The sequence below is a fragment of the Robertkochia solimangrovi genome (assembly GCF_007279655.1).
Classification (GTDB): domain Bacteria; phylum Bacteroidota; class Bacteroidia; order Flavobacteriales; family Flavobacteriaceae; genus Robertkochia; species Robertkochia solimangrovi.
Window position 1 is genome coordinate 162889 of record NZ_QKWN01000001.1, and the last position, 13340, is coordinate 176228.

General features: G+C 40.7%; 8 protein-coding genes. 3 read left to right on the forward strand and 5 right to left on the reverse strand.

What is annotated here, in order from left to right; all coding sequences use genetic code 11:
* The first annotated feature begins 99 nt into the window (after window positions 1-99).
* Window positions 100-2163: a TonB-dependent receptor family protein gene (locus tag DMZ48_RS00685; RefSeq protein WP_143953179.1), complete on the forward strand. Its 2064-nt coding sequence runs from the start codon at window positions 100-102 to the stop codon at window positions 2161-2163.
* Here DMZ48_RS00685 and DMZ48_RS00690 read toward each other — a convergent pair.
* Together DMZ48_RS00690 and DMZ48_RS00695 are read right to left on the reverse strand one after the other, a co-directional pair.
* Complete coding sequence (locus DMZ48_RS00690; RefSeq protein ID WP_143953180.1) at window positions 2160-3713, reverse strand: glycine--tRNA ligase; 1554 nt, start codon at window positions 3711-3713, stop codon at window positions 2160-2162. The genes DMZ48_RS00685 and DMZ48_RS00690 overlap by 4 nt on opposite strands.
* A gap of 35 nt (window positions 3714-3748) precedes the next feature.
* Window positions 3749-4669 carry a hypothetical protein gene (locus DMZ48_RS00695; RefSeq protein ID WP_143953181.1) on the reverse strand — a complete coding sequence of 307 codons (921 nt, stop codon included), beginning with the start codon at window positions 4667-4669 and terminating at the stop codon, window positions 3749-3751.
* A gap of 139 nt (window positions 4670-4808) precedes the next feature.
* Between DMZ48_RS00695 and DMZ48_RS00700 the strand changes: the two genes are divergently transcribed.
* Together DMZ48_RS00700 and DMZ48_RS00705 are read left to right on the forward strand one after the other, a co-directional pair.
* Entirely contained in the window at window positions 4809-5408 is a 600-nt protein-coding gene (locus tag DMZ48_RS00700) for a ComF family protein (protein ID WP_143953182.1), read from the forward strand.
* Window positions 5409-5458: 50 nt separating this feature from the next.
* Window positions 5459-7069: an Ig-like domain-containing protein gene (locus DMZ48_RS00705; RefSeq protein WP_143953183.1), complete on the forward strand. Its 1611-nt coding sequence runs from the start codon at window positions 5459-5461 to the stop codon at window positions 7067-7069.
* On the opposite strand, the gene DMZ48_RS00710 is transcribed toward DMZ48_RS00705, so the two are convergent.
* The 3 genes from DMZ48_RS00710 to DMZ48_RS00720 are packed head-to-tail and all read right to left on the reverse strand — an operon-like array spanning window position 7056 to window position 13282.
* Entirely contained in the window at window positions 7056-7835 is a 780-nt protein-coding gene (locus DMZ48_RS00710; RefSeq protein WP_143953184.1) for an amidohydrolase, read from the reverse strand. The two genes, DMZ48_RS00705 and DMZ48_RS00710, sit on opposite strands and share 14 nt — an antisense overlap.
* A gap of 42 nt (window positions 7836-7877) precedes the next feature.
* The gene (locus tag DMZ48_RS00715; protein WP_143953185.1) at window positions 7878-10547 is read right to left on the reverse strand and encodes a DUF5689 domain-containing protein; all 2670 of its coding nucleotides are present in this window, start codon (window positions 10545-10547) and stop codon (window positions 7878-7880) included.
* Between the two features lie 11 nt (window positions 10548-10558).
* Window positions 10559-13282, reverse strand: a complete 2724-nt coding sequence (locus DMZ48_RS00720; protein ID WP_162558640.1) for a carboxypeptidase-like regulatory domain-containing protein — start codon at window positions 13280-13282, stop codon at window positions 10559-10561.
* Window positions 13283-13340: the final 58 nt, after the last annotated feature.

Genomic DNA, 13340 nt, shown 5'->3' on the forward strand with positions numbered 1-13340 from the left:
AATTCCGCTTAAATTCGGGCTAAAATAAGGAATCTTACACTGGAGTTCAAAATGAATCAACCACCTTCCTTATCCAAAGAATAATTTTAAATTTACCAAATGCGAACTGTCATTTTACTGCTATTCCTGATTTTGAGTCCCCAACTGTTTTCTCAGGAAACCATAAAGGACACACTGAAGGAAGTGATTCTGGAAACAGGAAGAACTAAAAAGTTAAACGATTTCATCAGACCAACGTCCATAGACACTTTATTTTTGAAGGCTAATCCTCCGTTCGACCTAAGTACCAATCTAAATCAAGTACCCGGAGTATTGGCTCAATCAGGCGGGCCTGGAGTAACCAGACTTTCGATACGGGGAATCGGAACCAGAAACCCCTATGGAACCAATCGTATACGGGCTTATTTTAACGGATTTCTTATCACCAATGGAAGTGGAATTACCGAGTTTGAAATATATGATCCGGAAAGCCTGCAGAATTTCAGTGTTCTCAAAGGACCGGAAAGTTCGCGATATGGTGCAAATCTGGGAGGCGTACTTATTCTGGAAACCACAGCCCCCTTACAGGAAACCACAACTCTCAAAGACAACGTAACCGCGGGTTCATTTGGCATGTTAAAAAATAGCCTTCAACTCTCACATCAGGCAGGGAATGAAGAACTCTACCTATTGTACGACCATCTTCAATCAGACGGCTTTCGACAGAATAGCCGTTACGAACGCGACAATATTTTGTTTAATTATAATCACAAAATTACCCGTAATCAGAAAATTGGAGTTATGGTCAATCACATACTGAACTACGCCGAAATACCGAGTTCCCTCAATTATGAGGATTACAGAAATAATCCTGAGAAAGCAGCTTCGAACTGGTATGCCGCTGCAGGTCATGAAGACAATAGCTACCTCCAGACAGGCATCTCACATGAGATCAGGTTCTCCGAAAATTTGGTTTTATACAGCAATGCATTTTACACCTACCTGGACCACTATGAACCTCGGCCTTTTAACATATTAGACGAGACGAGTAATGGATATGGCTTTCGGAGCGAGTTGCTATACACGCACAGGTTGAACCGCGCTACCTTGCTTATCAATTCAGGCATGGCCTATAATGCAGATGAATATAGCTGGAAAACAATCGAAAATCTTTATGAAGAAAATCCGGATAATGAAAGCCTGGAAGGAACCCTGCTATCAAAAAATAAAGAGTATCGAAAACGCATGGATCTGTTCGCTTCCACACAATTGGATCTGGCAAAGTTCAGGTTCAAAATCGGATTAAATCTTACCGATGTAAATTATCGCTATCGAGATCATTTTAATACCGGAGAGGCCAACCTAAATTCCAACAATGATTTCGCTCCTGTGCTATCCCCTTCTGCCGGAATTAAATACAGGGTGTCAGAAAATTTTAATTTCAGTGGTGCTGTATCCAAAGGCACTTCATTTCCCGGACTGGAGGAAACCTTGACGCAGGATGGAAGAGTCAACCCGGAACTAAAACCAGAAACCGGAATCAGCTATGAACTTGAAGCCCATTTTAATGATCGTTCCAACACCCTGAATATCGATGCTTCAGTTTATTACATGGATGTTAAAAATCTGCTTATAGCAGATCGTATAGGCGAGGATCAGTATATTGGAAGAAATGCCGGAAAAACAAGCCACAAAGGCATAGAGTTTAACTTTCGCTATCGTTTAGAAGCTTCTGAAGACATAAGTATCCTCCCATTTATGAACCTAAGCCTGAATCATTACCGATTTACAGATTTTGTCAATGAAGGAATAGACTATTCCGGTAATAAACTCACCGGAACCCCTTCCACCGTAGTAAGCACAGGCTTCCTGATGCAACTATACAATAAATTTAATTTAGATCTCACCAGTTTATATCAGGGAAAAGCACCTGTAAATGATGCCAATACGGTTTATAATGAAGCCTACACCATCGTGAACATAAAAGCTACTTATAATCCAAATTTTAAAGGAAGGATCAAACTGGAAATTACAGGCGGAATCAACAATTTATTCGACAAGAAATATGCCTCATCTTTTGTGGTGAATGCAACCGGATTTGGAGGAAGTGCCTCGAGATATTATTACCCGGGGCAACCTATAAATTATTATGGTGGACTTCGCCTTAATTATAAATTCAATTAGGCGGTGACTTCGCATTTCTGAAGCCAGTAACGCATGTCTGTCTCCTTGCTTATAATAGATTTCAGATCCTCTATTTTTACCCTGGATTGCTCCATAGTATCTCTGTGACGGATAGTCACTGTATTATTTTCGAGGGTTTCATGATCCACAGTGATACAGAAAGGAGTTCCAGCTGCATCCTGACGACGATAACGTCTTCCTACAGCATCCTTTTCATCATAGTCTACATTGAAATCCCACTTCAGCTCGTCAACGATCTTCTTAGCAATCTCCGGCAAACCATCTTTCTTCACCAAAGGAAGAATTGCAGCTTTTGTTGGCGCAAGTACCGCCGGAATCTTTAAAACGGTACGGGTTGTACCATTCTCAAGCTCCTCTTCCTGAAGCGCACTAGAGAATACCGCCAGGAACATACGATCAAGTCCGATTGAAGTCTCAAGTACATAAGGTACGTAGCTCTTATTCTCCTCCGGATCAAAATACTGAAGCTTCTTATTGCTAAACTTCTCATGACTTCCAAGATCAAAGTCTGTTCTTGAATGTATTCCTTCGAGTTCTTTAAAACCAAATGGAAACCTAAATTCAATATCCGCTGCAGCATCAGCATAATGCGCAAGTTTCTCATGATCATGGAAACGATAGTTATCTTCTCCCAGTCCAAGCGAATGATGCCATTTCAATCTGGCTTCCTTCCAGTATTCATACCATTCCTTCTGTGTTCCTGGCTTGATGAAGTATTGCATTTCCATTTGTTCGAACTCTCTCATTCTAAAGATGAACTGGCGTGCAACAATTTCATTACGAAAAGCCTTCCCGGTTTGAGCGATCCCAAAAGGAATTTTCATACGACCGGATTTCTGAACATTCAGAAAATTAACAAAAATACCCTGAGCGGTTTCCGGACGAAGATAGAGGTCTATTGCAGATTCTGCAGAAGCACCCAGTTTCGTACCGAACATAAGATTGAACTGTTTAACATCAGTCCAGTTTCGGCTTCCTGTTTCAGGATCAGCGATCTCAAGTTCTTCGATCAACGCCTTAACATCAGCCAGATCCTCACGTTCCAGAGACTGCCCCAAACGCTTTAGAATCCCGTTTGCCTCTTCCTGATATTTTAAAACTCTTGGATTTGTGCTTAAGAATTGTGCTTTATCAAAGGATTCTCCAAAGCGTCTTTCTGCTTTTGCTACTTCTTTTTCAATCTTACCTTCAATCTTGGCAACATAGTCTTCTACCAAAACATCTGCACGATATCTTTTTTTAGAATCCTTATTATCGATCAGTGGATCATTGAAAGCATCTACGTGCCCTGAAGCTTTCCATGTAGTGGGGTGCATAAATATCGATGCATCGATACCTACGATATTATCATGGAGCTGAACCATGGCCTTCCACCAATATTCACGTATATTCCGCTTAAGTTCAACACCGTTCTGCCCATAATCATATACTGCACTTAGTCCGTCATAGATCTCGCTGGAAGGAAATATATACCCATATTCCTTCGCATGGGAAATCACCTTTTTGAATTGATCTTCCTGTTTTGCCATGGGGCAAAAATATGTTTTTTAGAAGAAATTAAACCTTATTTGAGTTTAAAAACCGATGAAGCCAGTAAATTTTCTTCATAGAAGACATTGACCCTGTAGTCTCCGGGTTCTTCCATGTCTTTTACGATAATATAATCGCAAATCTCCAGTGGTTTATTATCGTAGTCGATCACTACTTTTTTACTATAGATAAGCTTTTTATTGTTGAACATTTTAAAATCTCTGCTACCGAGAATCTGATTGCGGGGATTGATGAATTGAACAAAGAATTCACGTTCTCCGGGCTGCAAAAGTGTGTTCGGCGCAATATTGAAACAAACCCTTAGTCTTTCTGCCCTATTCACCCGTTGAGTGATCACCACTTTTCCATTGGTACGAACCTTATAAGCCATACCTCGTAAATTGGTAACACCAACTGCTGCACCACCTTTAACCTTGGCCGTCAATTGAATATTTTCGCTGATAAGGGAGTCTGTAAATTGGGTAAGATCCTCATTCGTGGATTTTAATGCCTGAGAATAACGTTCTAGCTCGATATACTTGAGATTCGTACTATCGATCTCCCTGGAAAGAAGATAATTCTGTCTTTGGATCGAATCTGCGAGCTGATGCAGGTATTTATTTTCCTTCCTCATCTCTGCCAATTCTCTTCGATAGCGTCCCAGAATCTGATAATCGACTTCCATTCGCTTAATAGAATCAAGCAACAATGAGATTCTTCTCCTGCTTTGTTCGATCTCCTGAATATGCGATTCATTCTCCTCCGCCAGATTCGAAAGATCATGTTGTATCTCTTCCAGATCCTCAACGATCATCCCCTTGGCATTCTCCAGGAAAGAAACCTTTTCTTCACTTTCAATATAGTTGAAATAGGAAAATGCAGTAAGTGCGACAATACATATAAGCAACACCCCCAGAATGATTTTTTGGCCTAATTGCTTTCTTTGTGCACTCATGTAAAATAATTAGATTTGAAAATAACTTGAACTGCTACAATTGATTAATGCCGTAAAGATAATAAATGATCTTAAAAATTTATTCTTTCCTCCTTACTGTGCAGGTTGCAATTCCATTCTGCTGTATAATTCAGAACCCTTGTGCATAAAATGCAGACATCAGCTACCACTCACCGGATTTGTTCACCTGAACGACAATAATACGGAAAAGATTTTCTTCGGAAGAGTAAAAATTGAAAATGCTGCCTCCTTTATCTGGTTTCACAAAAAAAGCATCACCCAGCGATTAATACATGATCTAAAATATAAAGGCAATCAGAAAGCCGGAAGATTCATCGGAAGATGGATGGGGGCGGAAATGCTGAAAAGTGATCGATTCAAGGAAATAGATATGGTTATTCCTGTCCCTCTCAGTAAACGCAAATTAAGAAACAGAGGATATAACCAGGTTAGTGAATTTGCCAGGGCACTTTCAGAAATGCTTTCCTGCGAGTACAAAGAAGATATTTTATCTCGCAATGACAGCAGTACTTCTCAAACATTCAAATCAAGGCAGATCCGAAATTTTGGATCAGCACCTGTATTCACTCTAAATTCAGACCTATACTTAAGTGGAAAACACATACTTGTCGCAGATGATGTCATTACTACCGGCGCTACACTTGAAAACTGCATCAAGCAATTCAGCCATATTCCCAACCTCCGGGTGAGCATAGTCTCAATTGCATTAACAGCATGATTTTATCTTTACTAAAATTAATCGTTATTTTGCAGCATTAATTCCATTCGATGAAATTGCGAAGACTATCATACTTCAGCCTTTTCTTTGTACTGTTTTTAGGATTCCTGAACTGTGCAAAAAGAGGAACTCCAACAGGGGGCCCTAAAGACGAAACACCGCCAAGTATTATTTCTTCAAGGCCGGAAAATAATACGACTAATTTTAAGGGAAATGAAATTCGCATCACCTTTGACGAATACATTAAATTAAAGGACCTTCAAAAGCAGCTTATCGTCTCTCCGCCTTTGGAATACACCCCTATCATTTATCCCCAGGGTAGCGCCAGCAAGTATATTGATATTGAGATCCAGGACACCCTTCAGGAAAACTCCACCTATGTATTTAATTTTGGCCAGAGTGTGGTTGACAATACTGAAGGAAATCCATACTCTTATTTTTCATATGTTTTCTCTACAGGCGATTACATCGATTCTTTGAATCTTGGTGGTTTTGTCGCTGATGCAGAACTGAAGAAGCCGGATAATTTTATCTCTGTTATGCTGTATAAGATCGATACCGCATTTACCGATTCTATCATTTATAAAAAGCCTCCTACCTATATTACAAATACACTGGACAGTGCGGTTAACTTCAACCTTTCAAATTTGAAAGATGGTAAGTATATGCTTATCGCCATGAAAGACAACGCCGGAGATCACCGATTTGATCCAAAATCAGATAAGATCGCCTTTCTGGATCACTATATTGAAGTACCTAACGACACCTTATACCAATTAACCCTATTCAAGGAAATCCCTGCATTTCGTGCTACACGACCAAACATGGCATTTAAGAATATGATCACCTTTGGATATGAAGGAGATCCTGAAGGGATGGAAATTAAGCTATTGTCTGACCATCCGCAGGATTTCAAATACACCACTATAAAAGCCAGTGATAAGGATTCCATCAATTACTACTTCACTCCTTTCGAAACGGATTCATTGCTTTTCGAGGTTGGAAATAAGAAATTCATCGATACGTTTACGGTAAGAATACGCGATCTCTATAACGATTCTCTCGCATTCAAAGCGCAAAATTCCGGAGCTATCGGATTAGAGGAAGATTTTATGATCAGCAGCAATGTGCCAATGGAGAGCATCGATGATGCAAAGATCACCATCATGGACAAAGATTCTGTTAATGTACCCTTTACGTTTGAATTGGACAAGGTGAAAAACCTGCTCAATTTAAAATGGGAAAAACAGCCTGAACAAAAATACAGGGTTGAAATTTTACCGGAATCTATTACCGATTTCTTTGAAAAGACCAATGACACATTAAAATATGGGGTTAGCACGAAGAGCCTCGCTGACCTTGGAAGCATTCGAATCAAACTCAGAAATGTTCGTGAATTCCCGCTGATCCTTCAGCTGACCAATGATAAAGGCGTTGTACAGTACGAACAGATCGTGACTGCCGCAGGATCTGTACCCGAATTTAAGAATATAGATCCTGGAAATTACCTCATAAGAGTAATACATGATCGAAATTCCAATGGCAAATGGGATACCGGAAATTACCTGAAAAAGATACAACCCGAAGATATCAGTTATTATCCGGAATCTGTGGAATTACGCGCAAACTGGGAAATTGAACAAACTTTTACCCTAGAGTAAAAGTATCCTGATCTTTAAGAAACCCTAATTTATCGCGAATTTCAATCATCGCTGACCTTGATAATTCGGCGATCAGTATTTCTTCAGTTTCGGAGTAACATAATTGATACCCTAATGGATCATAGGCACTACTGGCTCCTGTATACGGATACCCGTTCCCGTCCTTTCCAACCCTGTTCACACCAATGACGTATGACATATTCTCGATCGCCCGGGCCTTTAATAAAGCGCTCCATGCACCTATTCGCATTTCCGGCCAGTTAGCCACATAGATGGCCAGATCATAATCGAGATTATTTCTGGACCATACAGGGAACCGAAGATCATAACAGATCTGTGGAAAAATACGCCAACCCTTGTAGCTAACAACAACACGCTCAGTACCGGGTGTATAGCTCTTATCTTCACCGGCCAATGTAAAGCAATGGCGCTTGTCATAGAATAAATAATTCCCTTCCGGATACACAAACATGAAACGGTTATAAAAACGATTGTCTTCATTGATTACAAGACTCCCACAAATCGCTATATCCAATTCCCTGGCTAATCGCATCATCCAATTCACCGTATCATCATCCATCCCTTCCGCCACCGCAGCAGCATCCATTGTAAAGCCGGTAGAAAACATTTCCGGAAGAATGACAAGATCCGCTTGTTCATTCGACAAAACCTTACGTATTTGAGATTCGAAACGGATTCTATTCTGTGCAGGGGCCTCCCAAACTAAATCAGCTTGTACAAGGGCAGTTTTTAACCGGTCACGCATAACTCATGAATTCTAATATTCCCTAAAATTAAGCAAAGAAGTTCAATTCCTCATACCAGGAGTAAAATCATCAGGAGCGGTCTGAGGTTTACGCATACTCCCTGATACCCCGGAATTGTTCCATATGTTCCACTCAGAATAATCATAGACCGAATTGTTATAGTTTACCTCCTTTTTACGGAGCACTCTTCCATCCTCAAAATCATGATTGGTTCCTGTACCATCCTCTCCTGGAATTCCGAAAATATCAACCTGACCACCATTACCATCTATCAAAACTATGGTGTCATCGCCATTGGAATCTGCAGCACTCCCTCCCCCTCCTACACAAGTTGCATCAAACCCATACGTCTGTAAAAAACCATCCGCATCGGCAGCAATCACTAAGGTTCCCCCTGGGGGAATCTCATAACCGCTAAGTTCGATAACGGAAGCCGGAGTGTAGTTCAAGTTATCATTGGTATACCTCCTGATCTCCCAATCTTTCAGATTCACCGTCTGATCACCTGAATTAGCAAGTTCCACAAAGCGACCGTTAACAGTCGAACTAGTATTGACCGGATCAGCGATTTCGGAAATGAACACTTGTCTGCTCGTGTAATATTCAGAGCAGTCCGATCTTTCCATACTCAGATCAAGATCGTTCGTATTTCGGATCATAAAATCATCCCTCCATTTAAAAAAAGTAATACTTCCACTCCCTCCCAGTACTGTATTCCCATAAAAATAAGCCTCCGGCAATATCGTTAATGACAATTCATTATAGCAATCCGAAACCACCAACTGCTCTTCAAAAACCGCATTGGAATTTTCCGGTTGCATATGTTCTATTTCTAACAAAGTTCCCTGAGACATATTTGGCAAAATGTCAGGGGATACCGAAATTGGCGTAATCGCTTCTAAGGTCCCCACAGCCCTGATCAACTCTTCGGATACACCCGAGATCATTGGAACCCCTGCTTTAATTTCCAGTCTGGCTCCCGCCAAACCCACTTCAATCCCTGAATTAAGATCCCATTCATGGTCATAACCCAGATCGAAACCTACCCCCATAGTTCCGTCTTGCAAAATCAATGACCGTGGTTCAAAGTTTTTTGAATTACGATCCGTGATCACCACCCCCTTAATTTTTATATTCTTCCTGATCGGATCGGATTCACCTGCATATTCACTCATAAAATCTTGTAAAGACATTTGATCTGCCAGGTCGAGAATGTCACAAGCAGTCGCGGTAGAATTGCCTATATCCCTTAGATCACGAATACGAATCTGATAGCCCTTGTCATATTCAAGAATACCTGTGATATTACCGATCAAATGGGGAGCTTCCATCACCGCCCCTTCAAAGTTTGAAGAAATCTTCATCACCAACATACTTCCGTAACAATCAATAAGTAACTTTACGTCATCATCTGCCGGCTTTAAAGAACCCGAATCCAAAAACTGAACATCCCTAAGGGTCACCAGTGAACCCAGATGTTTCGCTTCGACCTCGGCAATGGATAACCTTTCAGTGTCAGTAGTATACTGGTCTCCGGTCAGGTAGAGATATCGATAACATTCTTCCAGCGGAATAGCTTCAACACTACCGGGAACTTGACGGAATATTTCCGGAACTCCATTAACTTCCCTTAGTAAAAGTCCACTGGCATCAACTACCAATACAGATCCTATCGTATAGCCTTCACCGAAGATTCGGTTTCCATCGATCGGGATACGAATTCCATTATTTCCTTCCTGAACATAGAGTTCCCGGTTAAAATTTCCGGATTCATCATCCGCCGTAATCACTCCTGTAAAAATGGTGCCATCAGAAAGCTTTACTCCCTCAACGGTCATCAAATTCCACAATTCACCAATAGATATATTGGGTTTAGGGATTTCGCAGGTCACCGAAAAATCTCCACATCTCAGGCCCGTCATATCAAGATCCGCCGGTTCACTAATACTTATCGCGAAGCCCGAAGAAATTTTTCTTAATACTCCGATCACTGCACCATGACCGGTTGGCATGGGTATCGTTGCCAATTCAGAATAACCGCTGGTAACCAGCTTCAATTTACTACCCATACAATCCTGAAGTTGCCGCTCCGTAGTTTCTTCTGAAACGGCTAAAGTTTGACAAATTTCATCTGGAATCGCCTCTACATCAACGATCTTTACCAATGTGTTCAAATCAGCATCCCTGAGTTCGGAAACCGAACGCTCAACCGGTATTACCTTTCGACCGGTATTACAACTTTTATATACATGCTGAGGAATGGCTAAAGCCGGCAACCTTCCCACCGCGGGATTTCCATAAGCATTAAAAATTCCCCCTATTAGAATTTCGCCTCTCTTTTTCTCAACATATAATCCTTTTAAAGAGATGATCAATGAGTCGCCCGGTTGATACCACCGATATGCATCATTAAGATCAGCATTCAAACAAATACCTATTGTTGGATCTGAATATTTATCCTGCAGGTATATCTTCCCATAATTATTCCCATATTGATCACTGGAATTAACGATTCCTGAAACTACAAGATCCTGTGTTATCAAAGTCGGCTCCTCTTTAGCCATACCTTTTAACTCCGGAAGCAGCAGGTTGACTTCCGGGATATCACCCAAACAGGGATCAGTAATCTGTAACGTATCATTTCTATCGCATTGAAAGAAAAGAAAACAAACGGTTATCAATAGTAAGACAGGTTTCCGGTTCACCTTCATAGGCAATACATTTAAAAGTTAATCGCTAAATTGAGAAAGTAGGTCCGGCCTGACCCATACCAGTATTTCGGCCCAAATGACGGATTACCACTTAGCCTATCTTCATATAAGGCCTTAAAATTTGCTTTTCGATTCTGCTCATAACCACCGGATCTATAGCTATGGTCGAACAGGTTGTTCACACTTAAGAACAAACTCACATAGGTGTTATCAATGCGCCATGATTTACCACCGATAAAATTCAAAAGATATATAGGATCCAATTTTTCCTCCCTCAGCAATAATCCGATATTTTCGACGGTAGCCTCTGAAAAATCCTCACCTGTTTCCGGATCGACAGAGAAACTTTCTGTTCTGCTGATCGTGGATATACCGGGGTAATTCTGCCCCAGATAATTCATGGATAAACCGAACCACCAATATTGCTGAGCCCTGAATTCGATTCCCGCAGACAAAGCGATCTGCGGTCCGGTGTTTAGGTGGTAGCCTTTGATCTTCGCTTTACCCAAATTTGCATATCCAGTCGTATTTATTTGATCTTCATTTTCGTCAGCAGTATCGAAACTGATTGCTATATCCGGGTCATTGAGATATTTATAATCTCCCCATGCAACCACCCCATTTACTTTAAGTTCGGAGGTAAGACTATATTCAACACCCAACTCCATCCCTTTATAACCTCTGTCGATACCGGTTACAATCTCCTGTACAAAATCACTTCCAAGTCCGCCTTCGAAATAGAAGAAATTAATATCGGTTCCACTTAAAGCACGATAATAGTACATTGAAAACAGCATTCTCAAATCCGGATAATCCAATTGGTAATCCAAAGACACCGCCTGTATCTTTTCGTTTCTGAGATTTCCTACCGTTCTGTCATGCTCCCTGGGATTGATGAATATTAAATCCGGGGTTGGAATTATCTGCAGGTACGCTGCATCCAGTTTTAACCGATGTCTTCCGGTTATTGCATATGCAGTACCTGCCTTCAGTGAAAGTCCGGAAGAAATGACACTTTTACTTTTCCCAAATGAAGATGCGGAATAACGTTCATTTAAAAACCTTCCTTCGCGATGAACTACAGCTCCCGAATATTCTAATGCAAAGTAATTATGCCAATTGGATTTATTGAGTTCAAATTTTCCGACGCCCGTAAAATCTGTTAATTTCAAAAGATAATTATAGTTGAAAAGGTCTCCTTCAACTTTCCATAATTTTCCGTTCACATCATTGGAAGTATTTGAAAATGAATCCTGATCGAGATGACCCGAAGCACCCAGCAGATCCGTGATTCTTGCAAAATTATGGGAACTGGTATTCCTTTCCTTGGCAGCAACCACAATTCTACTCTCAGCAAAAGGTTCGAATGCCACCCGAATCTTTCCGGATATACTTTGTTCCTTTGCAACATCATCATATAGGAGATATGCCGCAGCCCCCTTTTGGGAAAATGACTGGTTAGCCGCAAACAAATTCTCCCAATTGACCTGAGAATTCTCATTAAATCCCAGTGCTGCAAGACGAGCATTCTCAAAATTCCCTCCGTGATTGATATAATAGGAAGGTAAGTATCGATAATAATCCGGATATGGATTCGGGGCATTGTAATACCCCAGACGGGAAGAAGAATTAGGTCCGAATCTATATTGAAATCCGAACTGGAGATTCCATTGCTTTCGTTTTGTTGTATATACGAACTGAAATAAAGGTCTTTCATACTTTTTCACCCTGGTGTTCCTAATTTCCGATTGCACAGACCCCCAATAAGGATTGTATCGCTCTCCACCCAAGCTATGTACTTCCTCCGTTACCGCGGCATTACCAGCTCTTCTCACGGGGGTATACCAACCTAACACCACTAGCTTACTAAAATCAGAAAATCTGTATTCTAACCCAGCGAAAATTGCCAGAGCGTTATAAGGGGTGCCGTTCATGTACCCTGTCTCTCCTTTCCTGACAGATCCTGACATACTCCAGGCGAACTTTTTATTCTTAATCCCTGAACTATACGTAGCCATCATTCTTTTTGAATAGGATCTGTTCGACACAGATACTGAAAGTCGTAATCCTTTTCGAAGGGAAGAGGGAATTACCCGCATATTGACAGAACCAGCCAAACTTCCAAAAAGATCTGAATTAAGAGCATGACCCCCCTCAACCTCCTGATCTCGTAAAACATCGTTTAATCCTCCCCAATTACTCCATATCGCGCTCCCACTAATCGGATCATTGAGTTTTATACCATTTAGAGAAACGTCCCTATAGCCGGTATCAAAACCTCTGGATCGATAAAACGCCTGGCCGAAATCAAATGCAGCTTTACGTCGAAATACGGGAGTATTCGAATTTAACACAATGTAGTTCTGCCCTGTATTTTCATAGTTATTGGACTCTATTCCATCAGGCAAAACGATAATATCGTCTTGCTCATAACTTTTTATAGGCTCCAAAAAGATCTCACCCAATACTCTATTTTGAAGAATAACTATGGGAAATGATCGCGTTATATAATGCTCAGCAGATAATAATAGGGTATAATGACCTGGAAGCAACGTTTTAAATTCAAAATAACCGTCAGCATCGGTAGTAGTAATAACAGCTTTTTCCTTAAGTCTTACTGTGACACCAGATATAGGTTCTTTTGAAAACTCATCAAGCACTTTTCCTTCTAAGGAATTCTCTTGTGACAGTGAGGATATGCAATACAAATTACACATTACTAATATTAATCTCATGGACATTGTTTCATTATTGTGAATTTAAAACTATAGAATATTTTCTATATTTAAAGGA